Genomic DNA, 25,357 nt, shown 5'->3' on the forward strand with positions numbered 1-25,357 from the left:
AGCGGTACCACGCATGACACCTGACGCCCTCGCCATTCTCCACAAGCAGCTCTGCGAAGCGCTGCATACGCCGCCTGCCGACGCCCGGCGGTTGTTCCATGGCCGGGGGCGGCGCTGGCCGGGGCTGGAGCAGATCACCGTGGACTGGCTGCAGGGTGTGGTGCTGGTCGGGCTGTTTCGCGAACCCGACGCGCAGCAGCTGCAGGCGTTGAAAGCGCTGCTGCTGGAGCTGACGGGGAGCCCTGCCTGGGAACGCAGCGGGGCTACCGGATTGCTGCTGCAACACCGCTATACGGCAGACAGCCAGGCCGAATGGCTGGTCAGCGAGCCCGTCGAGCAGCTACGGATCAGCGAAGACGGCCTGAATTATCTGATCGACCTGGGCCGCAAGCAGAACAGCGGTCTGTTTCTCGACATGCGTTTCGGCCGGCGCTGGGTGCGCGCCAACGCACAGGGCAAGCGGGTGCTCAATCTGTTCGCCTACACCTGCGGTTTCTCGCTGGCAGCCATCGCCGGTGGTGCCGAGCAGGTGGTCAATCTGGATATGGCGCGAGCAGCCCTGAGTCGCGGCCGCGACAACCATCGGCTCAATCAGCACGACCTGTCGCGGGTCAGTTTCCTCGACCACGACTTGTTCAAGAGCTGGGGCAAACTGAAGAAGCTTGGCCCCTACGACCTGCTGATCATCGACCCGCCCTCGTTCCAGAAAGGCAGTTTCAGCCTGGACCGCGACTACGCACGCGTCCTGCGCCGCCTGCCGGAACTGCTCGGTGAGCAAGGTCAGGTGCTGGCCTGCCTGAACGACCCGGCGACCAGCCCGGCGTTTCTCATCGAAGGCATGCGCAGCGAGGCACCCGCATTGCGCTTCGTCGAGCGCCTGGACAACCCGCCTGAGTTCGCTGACATCGACCCTGACGCCGCGCTCAAGGTGCTGCTGTTCCAGCTCGACTGAGGCTGCAGATCCGGCTTAGTCGGCGCACGCTGTACCAGGTTTACAAGGACGCTCGGCGCAGGCTCGCGCCCGGCGATCGACTGCGGCTATGATGCCAAACGCCGCGCTCGCGGCCTCTCTCCCCTCCACGAATGGAATCCGCCATGACCTCGAACCAATCGGCTCGTCCCCTCGCCCTGCTGGCTGCCATCCTGGCCGCCCTCTCGCTATCCGGTTGCGGCGACCGTGAAGCCGAAGAGGCCAAGCGCACCGAGGAGGCTCTGATCAAGGGGTTTACCCAGGTGGCGGACGAGTTCAATGCCAAGGGTCCGACGATGATGGACGAGCACACCCGCCTGGACAGCACCAAGGTCGGCCCCGGCGCGCGCATCAGCTACTTCTATAGCCTGCCCAAGTACGCCTCTGCCGACTTCGCCGACATGGACTTCCTCGCCGAAGTCAGCCCCGAGATCAAGAAGGGCACCTGCAACGACGCAGACATCAAGAAGACCCTGGAACAGGGCGCAACCTACAGCTTCATCTACAGCGGCAACGACGGCGTCGAGATCGCCCGCCTGGACCTGACCCAGGACGTCTGCGCGCAGCCCTGAGCCAGACGTAGGTTGGGCCGCAAGGCCCAATAAGCCGGACCCCCTAGTAATCCGCTGACTTGCAAGCGAAAAACCGTTACGACTCCCTGCCCATAGGTGATCCCACAGACTGTCTGTTGGGCTTCGCTTTGCTCAGCGCCAACCTACCGGTTTGTATTTTTCCAGCGCTGCAGCCAGGCGAAATCCTCCTGCGCAGGACGGTATTCGGCACCCAGCCAGCCCTGGTAGCCGATCTCGTCCAGCGCCGCCAGGGCCGCTGAAAAGTCCAGGTTGCCGGTGCCGGGGGCGCCGCGGCCGGGGCAATCGGCGAACTGCACATGGCCGATCCTTGTACCCAACTGGCGAACGCAGCCCGCCGGGTCCAGGCCCTGACGGGCCATGTGGTAGAGATCGAGTTGCGCCTGGCAGTTGGGGTGGTCGACTACATCCAGCAGCGCTTGCAGTTGCTGCGGCGTGTTGACCAGGAACCCCGGCATGTCCAGCGGGTTGATCGCCTCGCAGAGCACGCGAATGCCGAGCACGGCGAAGGCTTCGGCGGTGCGGCGCAGGTTGCCCGCCAGAGTCGTCAGCGCCCGCTCTGGCTCGACCCCCTCGGCAAGACGCCCCGGCAGCACGTTGACGTAGCTCGGCCGGACCATCGCCGCATAGGTCAGAGCCTCGTCCAGCGCCGCGTCGAACTGCACCTGACGTACCGGCACCGCGGCCAGCCCCGGCCCGCCCTGTAGCAGATCGCCGGCCGGCAGGTTGATCAGCACCAGTGGCAGGCCCGCGGCCGCCAGCGCCTCCTTCAGTCGAATCGCCGCCAGCTCGTAGGGAAACTGGATTTCCACCCCGTCGAAGCCGGCGACGCGGGCCGCGCGCACTCTCTCTATCAGCGGCAACTCGGCAAACAGCAGCGACAGATTGGCGCAAAGCTTCATGCTTCATCCTCGCGATAGAGCTGCACCAGCGTGGCCGGGTCCTGCGCCAGAAAGCCCTGGCTACCATGCAGACGCATCAGCTGCGCGGCCAGGCCGCTCATCGGTGTGGCACTGCCCTGCTCGCGCGACAGGCGCACTGCAGTGTCGAGGTCCTTGAGCAGCGTGCGCACGTGCCACTTGATCGGTTCGAAGCGGCTTTCGGCCATCTGCGGGGCCAGTATCTGCAGCGGCCTGGAGTCGGCAAAACCACCGGCCAGCGCCGGGGCGATCAGTGCCGCGTCGACTCCGGCGCGCTCGGCCAGGGCTACCACCTCGGCAATCACCAGGGCATTGCAGGCGACGATCATCTGGTTGCAGACCTTGGTCACCTGGCCGGCGCCGACCTCGCCCATGCGCGTCAGCCGCTGGCCCAGGTGCGCCAGGACCGGTCTGATGCGCTCGATGTCAGCCAGCGCGCCACCAGCCATGATCGCCAGGCTGCCAGCCTCGGCGCCTGGCGTGCCGCCGGACACCGGCGCGTCCACCCAGCGCATGCCGCACGCCGCCTGCAAGCGCGTGGCCATGGCGCGGGTTGCAGCTGGCTCGGCACTGGAGAAGTCCACCAGCAACTGGTCCGCCCGGGCGGCGCTGGCGATGCCATCTGAGGCAAAGACCACCTCCTCCACCGCAGCGGTATCGGCCAGACAGAGCATCACCAGTTCGCTGCCATGACACAGCTGCGCCGGCGTGGCGACCTGGACCGCACCCAGCGCCACCAGTGGCGCGCACTTGTCCGGCGAGCGGTTCCAGACCTTCAGCGGATAGCCTGCGGCCAGCAGGCGGCGACACATCGGCAGGCCCATCAGGCCGATGCCAGCGAAGGAGAGAGAGGGCAGGGAAACGGACATCGGCATCACTCCAGCAAAAGGCCCTACTCGTCTTCCGGGCGTTCCTGGACTATCACCCAGGGCGCCACCACCACCGCCCAGAGCTGCGGGTCACGGGCGAGGAAGTCCTGCGCCTGCTCGGCTTCGACCTTGCACAGCTGGCCGCCCTCCAGCCAGGTGGCAACCCGCACCGGGTCATCTTCGGCGAGCGCTTCGGCAATCGCCACCAGGTCTTCGCCCAACGCCACCTTGAGCAGGGCGCCGCGGGCGAAGAAGGGCTGCAGTTCCTGCCAACTGATGCGCGCGGTCTCGCTCAGCAACTTGGCGTAGAGGGGGGAAATCTGCTCGCTCATGATCGATCCGCCGTTGAAAAGGGGCGACATGATAGCGCCAGGCGCGGCAGGCGACCTACAAAACAGGGAATCGTTCGCATCCGCGTGCGCCAGACCACGCTTCGCTCTTGAGTCGCGCAGCGCTTTGACGCATGGTGGCGGGGTGCCGGCCCTTCCCCAGGGGTCGGCGAGCAAACAGCCGGGGAACACAAGGATAGGAGCAGAAGAAAAATATGATTCATTGGTATGTAGACGTACTCAAGAAATACGCAGTATTCGATGGCCGTGCACGTCGCGCAGAATACTGGTGGTTCACCCTCTTCAGCGTCATTGCAAGCATTGTCCTGAGCATCATCGACGGCATCCTCGGCATGCCCAGCGTGCTGAGCGGCATCTATGCTCTGGCCGTTCTGCTGCCGAGCATCGGCGTAGCCATTCGCCGTCTGCATGACACCGGCCGTAGCGGCTGGTGGCTGCTGCTGGCGCTGGTTCCGATCGCTGGTATCGTGCTGATCGTGTTCCTGGCGCTGGACAGCCAGCCGGGCGAGAACCAGTACGGTCCGAACCCCAAGGGTCTGTGATCCATCCGACCGGCGACGCCCGTCGCCGGTCACCCCCCTCAAAGCAGCGCCAGCATCTCCTTCAGCATCACCGCCCAGGTTCCCTTCGGATTCACGTAGCGATAGCCGTAGCGCGAGCCAGCCGGCTGCGTGGCGATCAGCGAATTCCAGGCACAGCCGGGTTGCAGCGGATGCGCCGGATCGAGCATGAACAGTGCCTCGTCGCTCGAACCTATCACCAGCCCCCAGTGCTTGATGCCGCTCTCCCTGCGCCCATGAAAGCCCAGCAGTACCGGCAGATCCCGCTCCAGATGCTCGCGGGTGCGTTGCAGGATCTCCAGTCCCGGCCCCTGACAGACGAAGTGCTCGCGGTCGTTCACTTGCGCCAGCAGGTCGAGCAGATCGTCACCCGTGGTGCCCACTCGCACCAGTGGCTCATGATGTTCAAGTGCCCGCATCAGGCGGCCGTAGCGGCTACGCCCGTCGACCGGTTCGAAGCCCCGTGCCTGGGCCCGACTCAACTGGTTGCGCGCAAGCATCGCCATGGCCAGGCAATAGGGACCGCAGGCCCCGTCCATGTCGCCCTGGCGCAGGTGGATCTTCTCCCCGCCTGCATTGCACAACCAGCCCTCTGCGGATTCCTGCAGGTTCCACTGCAGGCCCTCGATCAAGCGAATCTGCATCAGTTCACCCCGTCATGACAGTCGACGGGTAGACCCTGCGCTACGGATAAACATTCCCTGCTTCAGTGCCCGGCGTAGCGGCGCTGGATATCGGCGTACACCCCGTTGTCGCGGATGAGCGCCAGGCCTTCGTCAAACCGGTCGCGCAGCTGCGGGTCGAGGAAACCGACCTGATAGTCGCTGGGCGGAAACAGCGGATACCAGGTCAGCGCCTGGCTGGTATCGACCTGCTCGGCGACCAGCGCGTCGAGGTAACGGAAGATCCGCGGGTCGCCGATTGCCACATCGATACGCCCGCTGTAGAGCAGTCGATTGCGAGTGATCTGACGCGGTTCCTCGCGGTAGCGCGGATTGCTCTGGGCCATCTGGCGAAACTCATCACCCAGAAGAAATCGCGCGCGCTGGAAGGCGCTGACCGAATACTGCGACAGATCGGCAATGCGCTCGATGCGCAGCTGCCGGCTGCTCAGCGCAACCGCCATGTTGCTGTACTGAAGATACGGCTGCGACAGGTGCTCCTCCACCGAGCCCCTCGCATTGGTGGTAGCCATCGCATCCAACTGATGGCGGCTGAGCATCAGTTGCAAGCGCTCCATGGGCGCGTGCTCGACCTTCATCGACAGACCGGCCGCCTGCATCGCCGCCGCGACTATCTCGACCTCCAGCCCGCGTTGCTCGCCCTCGAACACATAGGGCGGCTTGTGCGTACCGAACCCCACCCGCAAGGCATGCCCATCGGCCATGCACAGTGGTGAGATCAGTGCACAACACAGCAGCACCCACCTCATCGGCGATGCCCCGGCGTGCGGCTCGTCGGTTGCCGGGAACCTTTTTGGCCAGCGCCCCGGTCTATCCACCAAGCCCCTGCGCAGAGATTCTCGCGATGACCGAACGCATCGACATAGACACGGCGATGAAACTCGCCAGTGACGCCTTCCAGCCCTACGGCTGCGTCACCGGAGCCAACCCGGAAGACGACAGCTTCGCGCTTACCGTGATGAACGGTGACGGCACCACCTTGCTCAGTATTAGCCATGTTCACCAAACCCAATATGCCAATCCGCTGCGCCTGAACGGCGTGATAGAGCAGGCCCGCCTGGACCTCACGCACAAGGGCTGTCATCTGCAACCCTGGTCCATGCCATGGATCATAGACCCTTCGACTCTGCCCGAGACGCCACCCAACTACTGATCCCGCTCCGACAGGAAGCTGCCCGTGCGACGGCCTGCCCAGACCTCCCAACCGCTACCGGCACTGCTGTGCTTCGAGCATCTGCAGCAGCGCTATCGGCAGGTGCGCAGCTGCAGTGAAGCAATCTGCGCGCCACTGCTGCCGGAAGACTGCGTGATCCAGAGCATGCCCGACGTCAGCCCGCCGAAATGGCACCTGGCCCACGTCAGCTGGTTCTTCGAAACCTTCCTCCTGCTGCCCTTCCTGCCCGGCTACCGAACCCCCGACCCGCACTACGATCACCTGTTCAACTCCTACTACCGCACCCACGGCGCGCCCTACCCGCGTGCTCAGCGTGGCCTGCTTGCGCGACCCTCTCTGGGGCAGGTGCTCGACTACCGTCGACACGTCGACCAGGGCATGGGCGAGCTGCTGGCTGCCCCGCCGCCGGCCCACGCGGGGGAGATCCAGCGGCGGCTGGAGCTGGGGCTGCAGCACGAGCAGCAGCATCAGGAACTGTTGCTGATGGATATACGCCATATTTTCGCGCAGAACCCCATGCGGCCTGCCTATCGCGACGACCTGAAGCCCCCGGCGGGCGGCGATGCGGCCCTGCAGTGGCTGGAGTTCCCTGCCGGACTGCGGCACGTCGGCCATGCCGGCGACGGCTTTGCCTTCGACTGCGAACGCCCCCGCCACCGGCAGTTCCTCGAAGCGTTCCGCCTCGCCAGCCGCCCGGTGAGCAACCTCGACTACCTGACCTTCATCGAAGACCGCGGCTATCAGCGCTGCGAGCTGTGGCTGGCTGACGGCTGGGATCTGATCCAGCGTGAAGGCTGGCAAGCGCCGCTGTACTGGACGCGGATCGACAACCAATGGCAGGAAATGACCCTCGCCGGCCTGCGCCCGCTCGAGCCGCACGCGCCGGTCTGCCACATCAGCTTCTTCGAGGCTGACGCCTACGCCCGCTGGGCGGGTGCACGTCTGCCGACCGAGGCCGAGTGGGAAGTCGCCGCTGCCGATCAACCCTTGCGCGGCACCTTTCTCGAGAGCGATCTGCTGCAACCCCAGGGCGGCCGCGGCAACGCTCTGCGCCAGCTGTTCGGCGATGTCTGGGAATGGACCGCCAGCGCCTACCGCCCCTATCCCGGTTTCGCGCCGCTGGAGGGCAGCCTCGGCGAATACAACGGCAAGTTCATGTCCGGGCAGATGGTCCTGCGGGGTGGCTGTTGCGCCACGCCCGAGGAGCACATCCGCGCCAGTTACCGCAATTTCTTCTATCCGCACATGCGCTGGCAGTTCGCCGGCCTGCGTCTGGCAACGGAGGCCTGAACATGGCTCTGGCGATACGCTTTCACGATCAGCACGATGACCAGCCCGCCGACTCGCTGCGCGAGGACGTACTCGCCGGTTTTGCCGCGACGCCCAAGGCCATCTCGCCCAAGCACTTCTACGATCAGCGCGGTTCGGAGCTGTTCGAGCAGATCTGCCTGCAGCCGGAGTACTACCCGACCCGTACCGAAGAACAGATCCTGCGCGATGCCGCCGACGACATCGCCGCGCTGGCCGGCCCCGGAGCCTGCCTGCTGGAGCTGGGTAGCGGCGCCAGTCGCAAGGTGCGTCTGTTGCTGGAACGCCTGCGTCCGGCCAGCTACCTGGGCATCGACATCTCGCGGGATTTTCTGCGCAGCAGCACCCAGCAACTTGCCGCCGATTACCCCTGGCTTGAGGTGCACGCCGCCTGCGCCGACTTCTCCCGCCCGCTGCAGCTGCCGCCGGAGCTGCGCAGCAGCCGGCCGCTGGCGTTCTTCCCCGGCTCCAGCATCGGCAACTTCACCCCGGTCGAGGCGCGGCGCTTCCTGCTCAATCTGCACGGGCTTCTACCGTTGGGCGGCGGGCTGCTGATCGGCGTCGACCTGATAAAGGACCAGGGGGTTCTCGAAGCCGCCTACAACGACGCCGCGGGCGTTACTGCGGCGTTCAACCTGAATCTGCTGGAACGCATCAGAAGCGAGCTGGACAGCGATATCGAGCCAGACCGTTTCGTCCATCGCGCCTTCTACAACGAGGCGCTCAACCGCATCGAAATGCACCTGCTCAGCCCGCGCGCGCAGCAGGTACGCATCGAAGGCCGCCGCTTCCAGTTCGCTGCCGGCGAAAGCCTGCACACGGAAATCTCCTGCAAGTACAGCGTCGAGAGCTTTTGCGACCTGGCGCGTTCGGCGGGCTTCACTCCTCGCGCGCTGTGGACCGACCCGCAGCAGCTGTTCAGCGTCCACTACCTGCAGACCGGTCCACGCGGGCCGATGGCGGTGGCCTGACGTTCGGAAGCGGCGATATCGGCTGACGGTGAGGGATGGCTTGGGCAATCGGCCGCCAGCACTTGATCCAGGTCTCACATGGCAGCCTGTGCGCCAGCACCCCGGCCACACCCACCACCCTGCACGCCGATGTTTCCCTCAACCGGCGCTGCGCGCCACCTTCTCCCGCATGGAGAAGGACAGCTGTGGGGCGATGGCGCTGTGTGGTTATGAAGGGCATGCGCGGCTTTTCCCTCTCCCACCGGGAGAGGGTGCCGAAGGATGGTTCAGGCGACTCGCCGCCAGCGCGTCATACAGGTCTCTCATCGCACCCTGCTTGCCGACACCCCGGCCGCGCTCCAGACCAGACAATTCGCTTGCGAAAAATAGACCGACTGGTCTATATATTTATCCGCCACCCATCTTGGCATTCAAGGACCCGCGCAATGAGCCAATCCGACTTTCCCGTGCGGGCGGAACCGCTGCAGCTGCTTGCCGCAGACGGCTATCCGCTCAGCGCGACCCTCTACCCCGCGGTCAACCCTCGCGCACACCTGATCGTGGCCGGTGCCACAGGCGTGCCCCAGGGGTTCTACCGGCGCTTTGCCGAATTCGCCGCTCGGCAAGGCTATTCCACCCTGACCTTCGACTATCGGGGCATAGGTCGCTCGGCGCCTGAGCGATTGAAGGGCTTTCAGATGCGCTATCTGGACTGGGCGCACCTGGACCTGAGCGAGGCGGTGGAAGTGCTGCATGAGCCGACACTGCCGTTGTTCTGCGTGGGCCATTCCTTCGGCGGTCACGCCTTCGGCCTGCTACCCAACCATCACAAGATCGACGGCTTCTACACCTTCGGCACCGGCGCCGGCTGGCATGGCTGGATGCCGGCCAGTGAACGCCTGCGGGTATTGGCAATGTGGAATCTGGTTGGTCCGCTGGTGGTCCGCGCCAAGGGCTACCTGGCCTGGAAGCGCCTGGGCATGGGTGAGAACCTGCCCCTGGGGGTCTATCGCGACTGGAAACGCTGGTGCCGCTATCCGCGCTACTTCTTCGATGATCCCGAGCTGGCCGCCGGCCTGATCGAGCGCTTCGCCAAGGTGCGCACCCCGATAGTGGCAGCCAACGCCACCGACGATCTCTGGGCGATGCCACGCTCGCGCGATGCCTTCATGGCCGCCTACAGCCAGGCGCCCTACCAGGCACTGGACTTGCAGCCGGGCCGTGACGGTCCCGCGCGCATCGGCCACATGGGCTACTTCCGGGCCGACGCCCAGCCACTCTGGGAGCAGGCGTTGGGCTGGTTCGAGAACACTGCAAGGGTCATGGCGGCTTGATCTGCTCGGACGCTGCGCTGGCCCCCAACTCACGGCGGATTACCCCGCCTTGCGGCTAATCCGCCCTACGTAGAAGCGTCCCCACGTAGGACGCAACAAGCACAGCGCATTGCGCCGAATCGTCGCAAATGATCCGCGCACGATGCGCGCGCCTCGAGCGCACAGACCAGCTCCCGTCCTATGGCGGTAGCCAGGTCTCGCGCACGCTACACGCCTGTCTGGCCAACTCGTACCCCACAGACTCTTGCGGTCGCCCACGGCGCCTCGGGCTGCTAGACTGCCGCGCTTTCGCAATACTGCAAAGCGACCTTCGCCATGCCCTCTTCGCAAAACGCCCGGCAGATCAGTCCGCCATAGCGTAACGCCCCCGCCTTCGATGAGCGCCCGATGGCGCCCGTCCGCATTGCCGTCGCCGGTCGCTTCGCTGCCGTCTGCGATCGTTGTTTCACCGCTCCCTGCGTCAATACGAATTGGCACCGGCCTGCATCCCCCGTGCAGTGGCGACGCCATCAGAACGGAAAAGATCATGCTGCAAACCCTCAAGCAAACCTGGTTCTTCAATATCCGCGGCGACCTGCTGGCCGGCATCGTGGTGGCGCTGGCGCTGATTCCGGAGGCCATCGCCTTCTCGATCATCGCTGGCGTCGACCCCAAGGTCGGTCTCTACGCCAGTTTCTGCATCGCCGTGGTGATCGCCTTCGTCGGCGGCCGCCCCGGGATGATCTCCGCAGCCACCGGTGCCATGGCGCTGTTGATGGTGACGCTGGTGAAGAACCACGGCCTCGAATATCTGCTCGCCGCCACCCTGCTCTGCGGCGTGCTGCAGATCGGCGCCGGCTATCTGCGTCTGGGCTCGCTGATGCGCTTCGTCTCGCGCTCGGTGGTCACCGGCTTCGTCAACGCGCTGGCGATCCTGATCTTCATGGCCCAGCTGCCGGAGCTGACCGGCGTCACCTGGCCGGTCTATGCGATGACCGCCGCAGGGCTGGCGTTGATCTACGGCCTGCCGTGGCTGGGCGGCAAGGTCTTCCCCGGTATCGGCGTGCCCTTCCTGGTGCTCGGCTTCGCCCTGATCGCCGGCAGCATCGAGCCTCGCGTCGGCTTCATGGTGGGCGGTATCGGCATGGCGCTGTTCGTGGTACTGGCGCGCTGGAGCCGCAACCTGGTGCTGCCGTCGCCGCTGATCTGCATCGTCCTGCTGACCGGCGTGTCCATGCTCCTGGGCCTGGACATCCGCACCGTCAGCGACATGGGCGAGCTGCCCGACACGCTGCCGATCTTCCTCTGGCCGGAAGTGCCGCTGACCTTCGAGACCCTGGCGATCATCTTCCCCTACGCCGCCGCATTGGCCGTGGTCGGTCTGCTCGAGTCGATGATGACCGCCACCATCGTCGACGACCTGACCGACACCCCCAGCGACAAGAACCGCGAGTGCAAGGGCCAGGGCGTGGCCAACATCGCTTCCGGGCTGATGGGCGGCATGGCCGGCTGCGCGATGATCGGCCAGTCGATCATCAACGTGAAATCCGGCGGCCGTGGTCGCCTCTCGGCGCTGACCGCCGGCGTGTTGCTGCTGCTGATGGTGGTATTCCTCAGCGACTGGGTCGGGCAGATCCCGATGGCCGCGCTGGTGGCGGTGATGATCATGGTCTCGATCGGCACCTTCAGCTGGGACTCGCTGCGCAACCTGCGCAAGTACCCCTTGTCGACCAACATCGTCATGCTGGTGACGGTAGTCGTGGTGGTCTTTACCCATAACCTCGCCTACGGCGTGCTCGCCGGCGTGCTGCTGGCCGCGCTGTTCTTCGCCAACAAGATCGGCCATTACCTGCGCATCGACTCGCAGCTGGAAGCGGACGGCAACCTGCGCCGCTATCAGGTAGTCGGCCAGGTGTTCTTCAGCTCGGCAGAGAAGTTCGTCGGCGGCTTCGACTTCCGTGAGGGCATCGCCCAGGTGGTGATCGACCTGTCCCGCGCGCACTTCTGGGACATCACCGCCGTCGCCGCGCTGGACAAGGTGGTGATCAAGTTCCGCCGCGAAGGCACCGACGTCGAGGTGCTCGGCCTGAACGAGGCCAGCGCCACCATCGTCGACCGCTTCGGGGTGCATGACAAACCCGACGCCATCGACAAGCTCATGGGCCACTGACAAGGAGAATGACAATGACCCAGGTAATCGGCTGCATCGATGCCTCCCGCTGCGCTCCCGCCGTCTGCGACTACGCCGCCTGGGCCAGCCAGCGCCTGAGCGCACCGCTGACCCTGTTGCACGTGCTCGACCACAGACACTATCCAGTGGCGGCCGACCTCAGTGGCAACATCGGCCTGGGCAGCCGCGAAAACCTGCTGCAAGAGCTGGCCAACCTAGACGAGCAGCGCAGCCGTCTGGCCCTGGAACAGGGTCGTGGCCTGCTTGAAGCGGCGCGCGAGCGCGCCCGCACTGCCGGGATCAGCGAACCCGCCATGCGTCAGCGCCACGGCAGTCTGGTCGACACCCTGCGCGAGCTGGAAGAGCAGATCCGCCTGCTGGTGATCGGTCGTCAGGGCGAAGACAGCCAGAGCGCTGCCGACCAGGTCGGCAGCCAACTGGAAAGCGTGATTCGGGTGATGCACCGCCCGGTGCTGGTAACCCCTGCCGAATTCCGTCCGCCACGCAGCCTGATGCTGGCGTTCGACGCTAGCGCCACCACCCGCAAGGGCGTTGCCATGCTCGCCGCCAGCCCGCTGGCGCAGGGTCTGCCGGTGCACCTGCTGATGATCGGTGCCGACAGCGGCGAAAACCGTAGTCAACTGGAAAGCGCCGGCAAGCTGCTGCAGGAGTCCGGCCTCGCCACTACCTGCGCGATCCGCTCCGGCGAGATCGAACCGGCGCTGCACGCCTACCAGGCCGAGCACGACATCGACCTGCTGGTGATGGGCGCCTACGGCCATTCGCGCATCCGCGAATTCCTCATCGGCAGCACCACCGCGAGCATGCTGCGCACCACTCGCACCCCGCTGCTGATGTTGCGCTGAGCGCGTCCTGGGCGGCTGGTGCGGCCGCCCGGGCACTTCAGGCGAGGCTGCGCGCGCAGTTCACTTGTGCCTGGGCATCCAGATGCAGATGCCGCCTACCGAGCTGAAGCCAGGAGCCTCAAGGCACACGAGCTGCATGGACGCAGCACCTGCGGCGCCGGACTCACCCTACCCAGCCTCGCCCGCCTCCAGCGCCTGCACCAGCGCGCGCAGAAAGCGCGCCGCCTCGCCTCCAGTCACCACCCGGTGATCGAAGGTCAGCGACAGCGGCAGGACCGGATGGATTAACACCTGGCCAGCCCGCGCGACCGGCTCGTCACGGATACTGCCGGCGCCGATGATCGCCACCTGCGGCGGCACCACCACCGGGCTGGCGTAGCGTCCGAACAGAGTGCCGAAGTTGGTCAGGGTCAGGGTGGCGCCCATCATCTCCTGCGGCGGGATCGATCGGGCGCGGACATCCGCACGCAACCGCTGCATGCCGTCGCGCAAATCTTCGCTGCTGCGCCCGGCGACATCGCGCAGCACCGGCACGAACAGCCCGTCCGGGGTATCCACGGCGATACCCAGGTCCAGCTGCGGATGGCGCAGCAACGTCTGGCTGCGGCCATCGAACCAGGCATTGAGGATGGGCTCGGCCTGGCAGGCCGCGGCAATCGCCTTCGCCAGCGGAATCAGCGGGTCGCGCGCTGCGCCCCAGCGGTGCAGGTCGGCATCGGCGTGGATGCTCACCGGGACCACCTCGGCGTGCGCGCGGGCCATGTTCTGCGCCATGCTGCGACGCACCCCGCGCAGCTTCTCGCCACCGCTGAAGACCGTGCTGCCGGCTGCAGCCTCGACATCCGCCAGCGTCACCAGACCGTCCGCACCGCTGCCCGCAAGCGTGGCCAGGTCCACCCCCAGGCGTCGCGCCAGCTGGCGCACTGCCGGTGTGGCGCGCGGCGGCAGGTAGTCGCGGCTGGAAGGCGCGGCGCCGATGCAGAAGCTGTCCGCGCTGTGCCCGCTGCCGGCCTGCAGCTCTCCGACCACGGTCGCGCCCGGCTCTTCGCCGACATAGGCCAACAGTTTTTCGCCGACATGCAGCACATCACCGGGCGCGCCGTAGCAGCGCTCGATCACGCCGTCCTGCGGCGCAGGAATGTCGACGATGGCCTTGGCGGTTTCCACCGAGACCAGCAGTTGGTCGGCCTTGACCTGCTGTCCGGCTTGCACGTGCCACTCGACGATCTCGGCCTCCTGCAGGCCCTCGCCCAGATCCGGAAGCTTGAAGTACTTGCTCGCCATGCTTAGTGCTCCCCTGCTGTTCAGCCGAAGTCGAGGACCCTTTCGCAGGCCGCCAGAATCTCGCCGACCTCGGGCATGTACAGCGGCTCGAGGCGGTACAGCGGCGGCGGAATATCCGGCGCGCAGACCCGCATGATCGGTGCCTGCAGCTCGAACCAGACCCGCTCGTAGAGCGCCGCGCAGATGTCGGCAGCGATGCCACCGCTGACGGGCGCCTCCTGCACTATCACCACACGGCCGGTCTTGCGCGCCGAGGCTTCGAGTGTCTGCAGGTCCAGCGGTTTGATGCTGGCCAGATCGATCACCTCGGCGGCGATGCCGCGCTCGGCCAGGCGTTCGGCTGCCTGCAGCGTCTCGACCAGCGCACCACCCCAGCTGATCAGCGTCAGGTCGCTGCCTTCACGCAGGGTGAAGCAGCTGTCCAGCGGCAGGCGTCGGCCGTCGTCGATCAGCGGCTGCGGATTCATCCGGTACAACCGGGTCGGTTCGAGGAAGATCACCGGGTCGGGATCATCGATTGCTCCCAGCAGCAGGCCGTAGGCGCGCGCCGGCGATGAGGGCACCACCACCCGCAGACCGGGGATATGGGCAAACAGCGCCTCGACACTTTCGCTGTGATGCTCAGGCGCGCGGATGCCGGCGCCCATCGGTGCGCGGACCACCAGCGGGCAGCTGAGTCGGCCGCAGGTGCGGTTGCGCAGGCGACTGGCATGTGACACCAGCTGTTCCATCGCCGCATAGATGAAGCCGAGAAACTGGATTTCCATCACCGGCCGGAGGCCCTGGGCGGCCATGCCGATGCTCAGTCCGGCGATCATGTTCTCGGCCAGCGGCGTGTCCATCACCCGCTTCAGGCCAAAGGCTTCGCGCAGGCCCAGGGTGGCACGGAACACGCCGCCGTTGACGCCGATATCCTCGCCGAGCAGGACCACGTTCGGGTCGTCGTGCATGGCCCGGTGCAGCGCCAGGTTCACCGCCTCGAGCAGGCTGTAGCTGCGCTCAGTCATGCGCCACCCCCTGCGTCGCCTGCCGACGCAGCCGCTCCAGCAGCGTCTCGCGCTGCTCCGCCAGCGCCTGCGGCCAGCTCGCGTAGACATGTTCGAAGAGCGCCTCGGGTGCCCGCGGGGCAATCGCCTCGAAGCGCTCCACTGCCTGCTGCAGACGCAGCTGAGCATCCGCGACCAGGGCCTGCTCGCGCTCCTCGTCCCAATCGCCGCGACCGGCCAGCAGCGTGCGCAGACGCACAATCGGCTCCTCGCGCCAGGCCTGGCGCACTTCCTCCTCGCTGCGATAGCGGCTGGCATCATCTGCCGTGGTGTGGTCACCGAGCCGATAAGTCAGGCATTCCAGCAGCGTCGGCCCCTTGCCCTGACGGGCGCGCTGCAAGGCCGCATCCAGCCGTTCGCAGACGGCGATCACATCGTTGCCGTCGACCTGCTCGCCCGGGATACCGGCCCCCAGCGCCTTCTGCGCCAGGGTCGGCGCGGCGCACTGGATACGCCGCGGCACCGAGATCGCCCACTGGTTGTTGTTGATCACGAACACCACCGGCAGCTGCCAGGCACCGGCGACGTTGAGGGCCTCGAGGAAATCGCCCTTGCTGGTGGCGCCATCGCCGCAGGTGGTGACTGCCACGCGATGTTCGCCGCGGATGCGGAACGCCGTGGCAACGCCGCAGGCATGCAGGGCCTGGGTGGCGATCGGCACGCAGACCGGAAAGTCCTGCACCGCAGAGGCCGCGCGGTAGTCGCTGCCGCGTTCGTCACCGCCCCAGTAGAGCAGGATCTCCTCCATGCTCACGCCGCGCATCAGCTGCGCCGCGCTGTCGCGGTAGTAGGGAACGAAGACGTCCTCGGCCTGCATGCGGCTGCCGATGGCCACGCCTATCGCCTCCTGGCCAAGGGCCGGAGCGAAGGTGCCGATGCGGCCGGTGCGCTGCAGGGCGACGATCTTCTGGTCGAACAGACGGGTCAGAACCATCTGCCGATAGAGCTGCTGCAGCGGCTGCGACTCGGCACTCCAGGCCGGTGCATCGCTGGCAAGCTGGCCGTTTGCAGCCAGAAAGCGGGTGAACGGCAGGTCCTGCATGCTCCCTCCTCGGCACCTTCTGGGCGCCTCGTTGCGGTGCGGCTGCAAGGGGTGACCCGCAGCCCACCGGGGACACTCGAATCAGTCGTAGAGCATTCGCTCCGCCATGCGTTCCGCCACCCAGGCCGGCGAGCGCTTCTCGGCCTGGGCATGGGCGAAGAGTTCGGTGAGCCGCTGCGGAATGCGCGACAGTTGCGCAGCAATGACGCCGGGCGCGGTTCCTTCGTGACTCAGGTGCGCGTGGATCAGGCCGCCGGCATTGATCACGTAGTCCGGCGCATAGAGGATGCCGCGGGCTTCCAGCTCGCTGGCCAGGTCTTCGCTGAGCAGCGGATTGTTCGCCGCCCCGGCGACTGCCGCACAACGCAGGTGGGCAATCGCCCGACTGTCCAGCACCGCCCCCAGGGCGCAAGGCGAAAGTATGTCGCAGGGCGTTGTCAGCAGCGCCTCGGCCGCTACCGGCTGGGCGCCGAACTGCTCGATCGCCAGTTGCAACCGTCCCGGATCGAGATCGCTGACCAACAGTTCTGCCCCCGCTGCGTGCAATTGCTCGGCCAGGGCGAAGCCGACGTTGCCCAGTCCCTGAATCGCAATGCGCAACCCTTCGAGGTTGTCGCTGCCCAGCCGCGCCTGGGCGGTGGCTCGAATGCCGGCGAAGACACCCAGCGCGGTGTGTGCGGAAGGGTCACCGTTGGCGGTGGTACAGGTGACGTGACTGGTCTGGTTGGCAATGCAGTCCATGTCGGCACTCGAAGTGCCGCTGTCCACTGCGGTGATATAACGCCCGGCCAGGGTCTCGATGAAACGACCGAAGGCCTCGAACAGCTCTGCGCGATTGCCCAGATAGGGTGGGCGGATGATCACCGCCTTGCCGCCGCCCAGCGGCAGACCGGCGAGCGCCGCCTTGCGGCTCATGCCGCGAGCCAGGCGAATGGCATCCTCGATGGCGGACGCCTCGTCGGCATAGCTCAGGTAACGACAGCCACCCAGTGCCGGACCCAGGCGGGTGTGGTGGATGGCGACGATGGCACGCAGGCCGCAGGGATCCTGGGCCAGGTGCAGGGCCTCGAGGCGGGCGGCTTCCATGGACTGGAACATGCGGGGTCTCCCTGGAGCGCTTTCCAGGGAGTATAGGCAGGCCCTGCCGGGGTCGCCCTGCGGCACGGGCGAATGGTCTTCAGTCGGCGCGCTTGGGTGAGAGCAGCTCGATCTTGTAGCCGTCCGGATCCTCGACGAAGGCCAGGATGCTGCTGCCGTGCTTCATCGGCCCGGCCTCGCGGGTGACCTTGCCGCCCCGGGCGCGAATGTCTTCGCAGGCCTTGTAGACGTCCTCGACTTCCAGCGCAATGTGGCCGTAGGCGGTGCCCAGCTCGTAACTGTCGACGCCCCAGTTGTGGGTCAGCTCCAGCACGCTGTTGTGCGCCTCGTCGCCGTAACCGACGAAGGCCAGGGTGAATTTGCCTTCCGGGTAGTCCTTGCGGCGCAGCAGGGTCATGCCCAGCACTTCGGTATAGAAGCTGATGGAACGGTCCATATCGCCGACCCGCAGCATGGTGTGCAAAAGGCGCATCGTCAGTCTCCTCGGTGTCCAAATGACAAGCCCCGGCTTGTGGCCGGGGCTTGGGTAAAACCCGCTAGCGGCTCAGAGCGGCGAGCGGCCCTTGCCCGCCGCGATGCGCATGCGCAGGGCATTGAGCTTGATGAAGCCACCGGCATCGGCCTGATTGTAGGCGCCGCCGTCTTCCTCGAAGGTCGCGATGTTGGCATCGAACAGCGAGTCGTCGGACTTGCGTCCGGCGATGATGATGTTGCCCTTGTACAGCTTCAGGCGCACCACACCGTTCACGTTGGCCTGGGAGGCATCGATCATCTGTTGCAGCATCAGACGCTCGGGGCTCCACCAGAAACCGTTGTAGATCAGGCTGGCGTACTTGGGCATCAGCTCGTCTTTGAGGTGGGCGACTTCGCGATCCAGGGTGATCGACTCGATGGCGCGGTGGCCCTTGAGCATGATGGTACCGCCGGGGGTCTCGTAGCAGCCGCGCGACTTCATGCCGACGAAGCGGTTCTCGACGATGTCCAGACGACCGATACCGTTCTCGCCACCGATGCGGTTCAGCTCGGCCAGCACGCTGGCAGGGCTCATTTCCTTGCCGTCGATGGCGACGATGTCGCCCTTGCGGTAGGTCAGTTCGATGTAGGTCGGGGAGTCCGGCGCCGCCTCCGGCGACTTGGTCCAGCGCCACATGTCTTCTTCGTGCTCGGTCCAGGTGTCTTCCAGCACGCCGCCTTCGTAGGAGATGTGCAGCAGGTTGGCATCCATGGAATAGGGCGACTTCTTCTTGCCGTGGCGCTCGATCGGGATGGCGTGCTTCTCGGCGTAGTCCATCAGCTTCTCGCGCGACAGCAGATCCCACTCGCGCCAGGGGGCAATCACCTTGACGCCCGGCTTGAGCGCGTAGGCGCCGAGCTCGAAGCGCACCTGGTCGTTGCCCTTGCCCGTGGCACCATGGGAGATGGCGTCGGCGCCGGTCTCGTTGGCGATCTCGATCAGACGCTTGGCGATCAGCGGACGGGCAATGGAGGTACCCAGCAGGTACTCGCCTTCATAGACGGTGTTGGCGCGGAACATCGGGTAGACGAAGTCACGCACGAACTCTTCGCGCAGGTCGTCGATGTAGATTTCCTTGACGCCCATGGCTTGCGCCTTGGCACGGGCCGGCTCGACCTCCTCGCCCTGACCGAGGTCGGCGGTGAAGGTCACCACTTCGCAGTTGTAGGTGTCTTGCAGCCACTTGAGGATCACCGAGGTGTCCAGGCCACCGGAATAAGCCAGGACAACCTTGTTTACGTCCGCCATGCCATTGCTCCACGGGTAGTACGGAAAAGCCCGTGATTCTACCGGTCGCGGCGGTCGATTTACAGGGGCGCGGGCTCAGTCGGGTGCGATGGCCGGCTGCTCGCTGACCACCGCCTCGCGATCCAGGCGCAGGGTGACGCGACGATTCTGTGCCCGATTGGCCGCATTGTTGTTGGCCACCAGCGGATAACGCTCACCGTGGAAACGCAGGGTGATCTGCTCGGCCGGAATGCCCTGACCGGTCAGATAGTCCATCACCGCCTGGGCGCGCCGGCGCGAAAGGTCGCGGTTGGTCAGTCGATTGCCGCTGTTGTCGGAGTGCCCGTCGAGGGTGATGCGGTTGACGCTCGGATCGGCTTCCAGGTACTGCAGGATGATGTCCAGCTTGGCCTGCGACAGCGGCTCCAACTCCACACCGCCGCTGGGAAAGCCGATCTGCGATTGGCGAATCTGATCGTAATTCACCGGCAGCAGGCCGAGCGTGCAGGTCAGATACTCCTCGTAAGCCTTGCCGAAGCGCGCCGGCAGCAGGCGAACCTCGAGCGAATCCCCGCCCATGGCGGTGCGATGCCGAACCACCGGGCTGCGCCCCTCGAGCAGACCGGTCATCAGGCGTGCCGCCTGCTCCTGGGAGCTGGTGAAGGGCACCTCACCGTCTCCTACCGTCACCCGCCCCAGATTGATGTCGCCGCGCCCCGGCTGCCAGGGCGCGGCCGCCGCCAGCAGGGTAGCGCTGCCCGGCCCCATCCAGCGCTCGCGCGCACTCAGCTGAAAGGTCGCCTGCTCGCCAGCGCGACGAACGAACTCGCCACTGCCGAACTGACTGACCGGCTGCGCCAGGCGACACTCGAATTTGTCCCCCGTCACCGTCCACTCGACGTTCTCCAGCCGAGTCTGGAAGGTGATCGCCAGCGCAGGTTGACTGGCCAACAGGAAAAACACGGCGAGAGGACGCAAGCGCACGGCACGCTCCTGGAATGGGCTACTGAACGGGTATCGGGGCGCGCGCGGAAAACTTGAGCGCCACGCAGCATGCTGCGCGCGGTGCAGCCCCCGGTCGGCTTCGCCGGCATTTTCCGGTAGCATGCGTCGCATGCTTGCAACCCTGCCTACACCCGCCTGGAATCCCGCATGTCCGACCGATTGACCCTGCTGCGCCCCGACGACTGGCACATCCACCTGCGCGACGGCGGTGTCCTCGCCCATACCGTGCGTGACGCCGCGCGCAGCTTCGCCCGCGCCATCGTGATGCCGAACCTGGTTCCGCCGGTGCGCAACGCCGAGCAGGCCGGCGCCTATCGCCAGCGCATTCTCGATGTACGCCCCACCGGCAGCCGCTTCGAACCATTGATGGTGCTCTATCTCACCGACCGCACCAGCTCCGAGGACATCCGCCAGGCCAAGGCCAGCGGCTTCGTCCATGCAGCCAAGCTCTATCCGGCCGGCGCCACCACCAACTCGGATTCCGGCGTGACCAGCATCGACGCGATCTTCCCGGTGCTGGCGACCATGGCCGAGGTCGGCCTGCCGTTGCTGGTGCATGGCGAAGTGACGCGCAGCGAGATCGACGTGTTCGATCGCGAAAAGGCCTTCATCGATGAGCACATGCGCCGGGTGGTCGAGCAGTTCCCACAGCTGCGTGTGGTCTTCGAGCACATCACTACCGCCGATGCGGTGCAGTTCGTGCGCGAGTCTTCCGCCAACGTGGCGGCGACCATCACCGCGCACCACCTGCTCTACAACCGCAATCACATGCTAGTTGGCGGCATTCGCCCGCACTTCTATTGCCTGCCGATCCTCAAGCGCAACACCCATCAGGAAGCCCTGCTGGACGCAGCCACCAGCGGCAGCCCGAAGTTCTTCCTCGGCACGGATTCGGCGCCGCATGCGCGCCACGCCAAGGAAGCCGCCTGCGGCTGCGCCGGCTGCTACACGGCCTTTGCCGCCATCGAACTCTACGCCGAAGCCTTCGAGCAACGCGGCGCGCTGGACAGGCTGGAAGCGTTCGCAAGCCATTTCGGCCCGGATTTCTATCGTCTGCCGCGCAATACCGACCACATCACCCTGATCCGCGAGGACTGGGTAGCCCCGACCGAACTGCCGCTGGGCGAGCAGACCGTCATTCCGCTGCGCGCCGGTGAAAAGCTGCGCTGGCGCCTGCTGGAGGAACACGCGTGAGTGAAGACAATTTCGAAGACGAACTCGACGGCAGCCTGCCGCCCGGCCCGCGTCACCCAATGGCCGCGCGCTTTCGTGGCTACCTGCCGGTGGTGGTGGACGTAGAGACCGGCGGCTTCAACTGCGCCACCGACGCCCTGCTGGAGATCGCCGCGGTGACCATCGGCATGGACGAACAGGGCTTCCTGTTCCCCGAGCACACCCATTTCCATCGCATCGAACCCTTTGCAGGTGCCAACATCGAAGCGGCGGCGCTGGAGTTCACCGGCATCAAACTCGACCACCCGCTGCGCATGGCGGTGAGCGAAGATCATGCACTGCACGAGATTTTCCGCGGCGTGCGCAAGGCGGTGAAGGCCAATGGCTGCAAGCGCGCCATTCTGGTCGGACACAACAGCAGCTTCGATTTGGGCTTTCTCAATGCCGCCACCGCGCGCTGCGAGATCAAGCGCAACCCGTTCCACCCCTTCTCCAGCTTCGATACCGCGACCCTCGCCGGCCTCGCCTATGGCCAGACCGTGCTGGCACGAGCCTGCCAGGCGGCCGGCATCGATTTCGACGGGCGCGAGGCACACTCCGCACGCTACGACACGGAAAAGACCGCCGAGCTGTTCTGCGCGGTGGTCAACCGCTGGAAGGAAATGGGCGGCTGGCAGGATTTCGACGACTGACCCAAGCTGCCCCTGTCTCGACATTCCGCTGGACCTGGCGGCCCAACCTACAGAGCACGCACCAACCTCACGCCCCCGTAGGTTGGCGCTGGGCGCAGCCAAGCCCAACAGTTGAGCATTACTCGCCAACCCACGCTGGGCCTTGCGGCCCAATCTCCGTGCCACACCTTCCCACCCAGCTATCGGGCCGCCTCATTACCAGCGGATAGCACCGCTCGTCCACTTCCTACCCAGCTCAATGAACAATCTTTTTGACACGCATTCTCATTAACATTAGTATCCTTCCATCACTCACCCGCGCAGGTTTCTCGCATGTACGTCTGCCTCTGCCAAGGCGTCACCGACGGCCAGATCAAGGATGCAATCTATGAGGGTTGCTGCAGCTACCGTGACGTGCGCGAGACGCTGGGCGTAGGCACCCAGTGCGGCAAATGCGCCTGCTTTGCCAAGCAGGTCGTTCGTGAAACCCTCGGTGACCTGCAGAGCAGCCAGGCATCCCTCGCCTACCCGGCGCAATTCAGCGCCGCCTGATCGCCTACCTTTTCTACCCTCCAAGCCCCTCTATTTGCCGATTCCTGCGGCTGAAAATCCGCGTCTGCGGCAGCCATTCGCCGCGCAATCCCGAATGCATTTTCTCATGAGAAAAATTCGCATTTGAATTCAAACACTTAGGTTTGACACCCTGCCCCTGCGCGGCCAGACTTCGGGCCTGATTCATTTCTCAAGGGCAGGCCCGGCGATGAAAGGCGACAAGTTGGTCATCCAGCACCTCAACAAGATCCTCGGCAACGAACTGGTGGCGATCAACCAGTACTTCCTGCATGCGCGGATGTACGAGGACTGGGGCCTGAACAAGCTGGGCAAGCACGAGTACCACGAGTCCATCGACGAGATGAAGCATGCCGACAAGCTGATCAAGCGCATCCTTTTCCTTGAAGGCCTGCCCAACCTGCAGGAACTCGGCAAGCTGATGATCGGCGAGAACACCAAGGAGATGCTCGAGTGCGATCTGCGCTTGGAGAACAGTGGTGTGCCTGACCTCAAGGCCGCCATCGCCTACTGCGAGAGCGTCGGCGACTATGGCAGCCGCGAGATGCTCGAAGAGATCCTCGAATCCGAGGAAGAGCACATCGACTGGCTGGAAACCCAGCTCGGTCTGATCGACAAGCTCGGCATCGAGAACTACCTGCAGTCGCAAATGGGCGAATAGCCAAAAGCGCGAGGCAATAAAAAAGGGGAGCCAATGGCTCCCCTTTTTGTTGCGGGTGTAATCAGAACCCGTAGCTGACGCCGACGATGGCGCTGCGCGGCATCTGTCCGCGGGCGCCGGCCGGCTGGCGGGCGATGATGTCATCGGTGCTGTCGGTCAGGTTCAGCAGATTGAGATAGACCTCGGTCTTGGCATCCAGCGCGTAGCGGGTGGACAGATCGACGGTGTAGTAGTTATCGAGCTTCTCGAAGGCACCACAGGACGCCAAGCTGCAGGTGCTGTCGAACCAGTTGGTGCGCAGATCCACGGCAAGGCCCGACTCGTTGCGGTAACCAAGACTGACACTGGCCTGGTGCTCCGGCAGATTGGGCAGTGCGTCGCCACGCTGCACCGTACCGAAAAACTCGTCGGCGAAGGAGGTCTTGAATTCGCTGTCGGTCCAGGTGTAGCTCACCGCCAGCGGCAGGCTGTAGCCAGCGCCCTGGATCAGCTCGTAGTTCAGCTTCGACTCCAGGCCGCGAACGCGGACCTCACCACCGTTGAACTGATCACCCGGATTGCAGTTGCTGCCAGTGGAGGCGGTACAGGTTCCGAGCAGGTTCTCGTAATCGCTGTAGAACGCGACCAACTCCGCACCCAGGCGGCCGTCGGCATAACGCAGACCCAGCTCGTAGTTGAGCGCCTTCTCGGCATCGGCCCCCAGCGTGGCGGTCGGTGTGAAACCTTCGTGGACGCCAGCCAGAACGCTCAGCTGCTGGTTGATCTTGTACAGACCACCGAGACCGAACAGGGTCTCGCGATCATGCTGGTCGCGCACATTGTCGCCACGCCGGCCGACCTTGTAGTCCTCGACCCGCATGCCCGGCGTCAGGGTCAGATCGCCCAGTTTGATGCTGTCGGTGATGTAGTGGGACACGGCCTTGGCACGCTGGGTACGGACCGCCTCGAAGGTACGACTGACGAATGCCAGATCGCCGGTGGCAGCCTGCTGGAACTGGTCGCTGTACTGATCGCGGGTTTCCTGATCTTCGTGATAGCGCACGCCGAGCTCCAGACCATGCTCGATGCCGGCCAGCTGCAGATCCTTGTTCAACTTGCTCTGGATGCCCTGGCTGCGATAGCGCCGGTTGTTGCCCTTGACATCGACCCGCGCCGCCGCGGTTCCGTCAAGGATCGCCTGGGCGTTGGCCTGGCTGGCCAGCTGACCACCGCAGTTGCCGCCGAAATTGGCGCAGTTGAAGGCGTTGCCGATGCTCTGGTTGCCGATACGGTCGACCTTGTACCAGTTGCGCTGGAACTCGTGGTAATAGACCTGGGTGCTGACGCGGAAGTCGCCGGTATCGATCAGGTGGCCAAGGGTCACGCCCTTGAAGTTGTTGCGCATGTTGTCGAGCTTGGTCAGCCCGTAGCGGCGCTCACTGTCGCGCTTGAAGTCACGATCGGTGAGGCCTACGTAGGTCTGGTCGGAGTCTTCCTGGGCGTACTGCAGTTTGAGGTCGAGCTGCTGGTAGATGTCTGCACCCAGATCGCTGTTGACCCGCAGCTTGAGCATCAGGTCGTCCTTGTCGAAACCTGTGCGGTCCGACGCGCGGTCGATTTCGGCAAAGCCGTCGGTTGCGTGGGTGTGCCCTTCCACCAGCCAGCCGACGTTCTCGCTGGAACCACCGACATTCAGATGCGTGCGGTACAGATTGTCGCTGCCCAGCTCCTGCACGATGCGCCCGCCGAACGGCTGGCTGGGAATCGGCGTCGACAACAGGTTGATCGCGCCGCCGATGGTGTAAGGGCCGTTGGCAATGGCTGCCGGACCCTTGAGTACTTCAACGCCGGCAATCCGTCCGGTGGTGGGAAAGTAGTAGGCGGCAGGCGCGGCATAGGGCGCCGGTGCGATCAGAATGCCGTCCTCCATCAGGGTAACGCGCTGGGAGCGCTCGCCGGCGCCGCCGCGGATGCCGATGTTCGGCCGCAGGCCGTAGCCATCTTCGCTACGCGCATAAACGCCCGGCACTTCGGCCAGTACTCGGTTGATGTCGGTGTAGCGGAAGCGCTTGAGTTCCTGCTCGTCGAGCACAGTGCCCGAACCGGGCAACTCGGCTGCCTTGGCCTTGCCACCGATGATCTCCGTCGCGCCCAGCTCGACCGCTTCCTTCGCCTGAACGCTCGACACGCCAACAGCCAGCGCAACGGCCAGTGCCACCTTGGAAAGCTGCATCCCCACCCCCGAAATTTACAGTTTGTTTACAGTGGGCGCGGATGCTATTTCAAAGAATAAACATTCTCAATGACATGCATTAATTTGTTTCATTTCCATTGCAGTCGGGCAAGGAACATATCGACAGTGAT

The 25,357-nt window shown here is 65.2% G+C and carries 26 protein-coding genes; 13 read left to right on the top strand and 13 right to left on the bottom strand.

The features are described from left to right. Positions 1 to 13 precede the first annotated feature (13 nt). Together DBO85_RS03715 and DBO85_RS03720 are read left to right on the top strand one after the other, a co-directional pair. A complete protein-coding gene (locus tag DBO85_RS03715) occupies positions 14 to 952 on the top strand; it encodes a class I SAM-dependent methyltransferase (RefSeq protein WP_108105373.1) in 939 nt (312 codons plus the stop codon). 143 nt (positions 953 to 1,095) lie between these two features. Beyond that, positions 1,096 to 1,542 (top strand): hypothetical protein, encoded by a 447-nt coding sequence (locus tag DBO85_RS03720; RefSeq protein WP_108105376.1) that lies wholly within the window; start codon positions 1,096 to 1,098, stop codon positions 1,540 to 1,542. Positions 1,543 to 1,685: 143 nt separating this feature from the next. On the opposite strand, the gene DBO85_RS03725 is transcribed toward DBO85_RS03720, so the two are convergent. The 3 genes from DBO85_RS03725 to DBO85_RS03735 are packed head-to-tail and all read right to left on the bottom strand — an operon-like array spanning position 1,686 to position 3,681. Continuing rightward, a complete protein-coding gene (locus tag DBO85_RS03725) occupies positions 1,686 to 2,462 on the bottom strand; it encodes a hydroxypyruvate isomerase family protein (protein ID WP_108105378.1) in 777 nt (258 codons plus the stop codon). Next, positions 2,459 to 3,349, bottom strand: a complete 891-nt coding sequence (locus DBO85_RS03730) for an NAD(P)-dependent oxidoreductase (protein WP_108105380.1) — start codon at positions 3,347 to 3,349, stop codon at positions 2,459 to 2,461. The genes DBO85_RS03725 and DBO85_RS03730 overlap by 4 nt, the downstream gene beginning before the upstream one ends. A 23-nt stretch (positions 3,350 to 3,372) precedes the next feature. Further along, entirely contained in the window at positions 3,373 to 3,681 is a 309-nt protein-coding gene (locus DBO85_RS03735) for a DUF2288 domain-containing protein (protein ID WP_108105382.1), read from the bottom strand. Between the two features lie 212 nt (positions 3,682 to 3,893). On the opposite strand from DBO85_RS03735, the gene DBO85_RS03740 reads away from it, so the two are divergent. Next, positions 3,894 to 4,241 (top strand): DUF805 domain-containing protein, encoded by a 348-nt coding sequence (locus tag DBO85_RS03740; protein ID WP_233356542.1) that lies wholly within the window; start codon positions 3,894 to 3,896, stop codon positions 4,239 to 4,241. Positions 4,242 to 4,279: 38 nt separating this feature from the next. Here DBO85_RS03740 and DBO85_RS03745 read toward each other — a convergent pair whose 3' ends face one another. Continuing rightward, positions 4,280 to 4,903 carry a hypothetical protein gene (locus DBO85_RS03745; protein WP_108105384.1) on the bottom strand — a complete coding sequence of 208 codons (624 nt, stop codon included), beginning with the start codon at positions 4,901 to 4,903 and terminating at the stop codon, positions 4,280 to 4,282. A 62-nt stretch (positions 4,904 to 4,965) separates the two neighbouring features. Continuing rightward, positions 4,966 to 5,691, bottom strand: a complete 726-nt coding sequence (locus tag DBO85_RS03750) for a substrate-binding periplasmic protein (RefSeq protein WP_233356543.1) — start codon at positions 5,689 to 5,691, stop codon at positions 4,966 to 4,968. 95 nt (positions 5,692 to 5,786) lie between these two features. Here DBO85_RS03750 and DBO85_RS03755 point away from each other — a divergent pair, with 95 nt between their 5' ends. From DBO85_RS03755 to DBO85_RS03780, 6 genes are all read left to right on the top strand, one after another. Further along, a complete protein-coding gene (locus DBO85_RS03755) occupies positions 5,787 to 6,095 on the top strand; it encodes a hypothetical protein (protein ID WP_108105388.1) in 309 nt (102 codons plus the stop codon). Positions 6,096 to 6,119: 24 nt separating this feature from the next. After that, positions 6,120 to 7,406 carry an ergothioneine biosynthesis protein EgtB gene (egtB, locus tag DBO85_RS03760; protein ID WP_108105390.1) on the top strand — a complete coding sequence of 429 codons (1,287 nt, stop codon included), beginning with the start codon at positions 6,120 to 6,122 and terminating at the stop codon, positions 7,404 to 7,406. A 2-nt stretch (positions 7,407 to 7,408) separates the two neighbouring features. Next, on the top strand, positions 7,409 to 8,395 hold the full coding sequence (gene egtD, locus DBO85_RS03765; RefSeq protein WP_108105392.1) for an L-histidine N(alpha)-methyltransferase: 987 nt from the start codon (positions 7,409 to 7,411) through the stop codon (positions 8,393 to 8,395). A gap of 425 nt (positions 8,396 to 8,820) precedes the next feature. Beyond that, the gene (locus DBO85_RS03770) at positions 8,821 to 9,708 is read left to right on the top strand and encodes an alpha/beta hydrolase family protein (protein WP_108105394.1); all 888 of its coding nucleotides are present in this window, start codon (positions 8,821 to 8,823) and stop codon (positions 9,706 to 9,708) included. A 526-nt stretch (positions 9,709 to 10,234) separates the two neighbouring features. Then, on the top strand, positions 10,235 to 11,857 hold the full coding sequence (locus tag DBO85_RS03775) for a SulP family inorganic anion transporter (RefSeq protein ID WP_108105396.1): 1,623 nt from the start codon (positions 10,235 to 10,237) through the stop codon (positions 11,855 to 11,857). Between the two features lie 14 nt (positions 11,858 to 11,871). Further along, a complete protein-coding gene (locus DBO85_RS03780) occupies positions 11,872 to 12,723 on the top strand; it encodes a universal stress protein (RefSeq protein WP_108105398.1) in 852 nt (283 codons plus the stop codon). A gap of 168 nt (positions 12,724 to 12,891) precedes the next feature. On the opposite strand, the gene DBO85_RS03785 is transcribed toward DBO85_RS03780, so the two are convergent. The 7 genes from DBO85_RS03785 to DBO85_RS03815 form a co-directional block, all read right to left on the bottom strand. After that, a complete protein-coding gene (locus DBO85_RS03785) occupies positions 12,892 to 14,007 on the bottom strand; it encodes a dihydrolipoamide acetyltransferase family protein (RefSeq protein WP_108105400.1) in 1,116 nt (371 codons plus the stop codon). Positions 14,008 to 14,027: 20 nt separating this feature from the next. Further along, positions 14,028 to 15,014 (bottom strand): alpha-ketoacid dehydrogenase subunit beta, encoded by a 987-nt coding sequence (locus DBO85_RS03790; protein WP_108105402.1) that lies wholly within the window; start codon positions 15,012 to 15,014, stop codon positions 14,028 to 14,030. Next, positions 15,007 to 16,095, bottom strand: coding sequence for a pyruvate dehydrogenase (acetyl-transferring) E1 component subunit alpha (pdhA, locus tag DBO85_RS03795; RefSeq protein WP_108105404.1), 1,089 nt, complete (start codon positions 16,093 to 16,095; stop codon positions 15,007 to 15,009). Before pdhA ends, DBO85_RS03790 begins: the two co-directional genes overlap by 8 nt. A gap of 81 nt (positions 16,096 to 16,176) precedes the next feature. After that, the gene (locus DBO85_RS03800) at positions 16,177 to 17,193 is read right to left on the bottom strand and encodes a Leu/Phe/Val dehydrogenase (RefSeq protein ID WP_108105406.1); all 1,017 of its coding nucleotides are present in this window, start codon (positions 17,191 to 17,193) and stop codon (positions 16,177 to 16,179) included. A 79-nt stretch (positions 17,194 to 17,272) separates the two neighbouring features. Then, complete coding sequence (gloA, locus tag DBO85_RS03805) at positions 17,273 to 17,665, bottom strand: lactoylglutathione lyase (protein WP_108105408.1); 393 nt, start codon at positions 17,663 to 17,665, stop codon at positions 17,273 to 17,275. A 72-nt stretch (positions 17,666 to 17,737) separates the two neighbouring features. Continuing rightward, positions 17,738 to 18,955, bottom strand: a complete 1,218-nt coding sequence (locus DBO85_RS03810; protein ID WP_108105410.1) for an argininosuccinate synthase — start codon at positions 18,953 to 18,955, stop codon at positions 17,738 to 17,740. A gap of 75 nt (positions 18,956 to 19,030) precedes the next feature. Beyond that, positions 19,031 to 19,918: a flagellar protein MotY gene (locus DBO85_RS03815; RefSeq protein ID WP_108105412.1), complete on the bottom strand. Its 888-nt coding sequence runs from the start codon at positions 19,916 to 19,918 to the stop codon at positions 19,031 to 19,033. Positions 19,919 to 20,086: 168 nt separating this feature from the next. Here DBO85_RS03815 and pyrC point away from each other — a divergent pair, with 168 nt between their 5' ends. The 4 genes from pyrC to bfr all read left to right on the top strand — a co-directional run bounded on the left by pyrC (position 20,087) and on the right by bfr (position 23,014). Beyond that, complete coding sequence (pyrC, locus tag DBO85_RS03820; RefSeq protein ID WP_108105414.1) at positions 20,087 to 21,133, top strand: dihydroorotase; 1,047 nt, start codon at positions 20,087 to 20,089, stop codon at positions 21,131 to 21,133. Next, positions 21,130 to 21,804, top strand: a complete 675-nt coding sequence (gene rnt / locus DBO85_RS03825) for a ribonuclease T (RefSeq protein WP_108105416.1) — start codon at positions 21,130 to 21,132, stop codon at positions 21,802 to 21,804. Before pyrC ends, rnt begins: the two co-directional genes overlap by 4 nt. Positions 21,805 to 22,116: 312 nt before the next feature. After that, complete coding sequence (locus DBO85_RS03830) at positions 22,117 to 22,335, top strand: bacterioferritin-associated ferredoxin (protein ID WP_108105418.1); 219 nt, start codon at positions 22,117 to 22,119, stop codon at positions 22,333 to 22,335. A gap of 208 nt (positions 22,336 to 22,543) precedes the next feature. Then, the gene (gene bfr, locus DBO85_RS03835; protein ID WP_108105419.1) at positions 22,544 to 23,014 is read left to right on the top strand and encodes a bacterioferritin; all 471 of its coding nucleotides are present in this window, start codon (positions 22,544 to 22,546) and stop codon (positions 23,012 to 23,014) included. Between the two features lie 61 nt (positions 23,015 to 23,075). Here bfr and DBO85_RS03840 read toward each other — a convergent pair whose 3' ends face one another. Further along, entirely contained in the window at positions 23,076 to 25,226 is a 2,151-nt protein-coding gene (locus DBO85_RS03840) for a TonB-dependent receptor family protein (protein ID WP_108105421.1), read from the bottom strand. Positions 25,227 to 25,357: the final 131 nt, after the last annotated feature.

It is taken from the genome of Pseudomonas mangrovi (assembly GCF_003052585.1).
GTDB lineage: Bacteria > Pseudomonadota > Gammaproteobacteria > Pseudomonadales > Pseudomonadaceae > Aquipseudomonas > Aquipseudomonas mangrovi.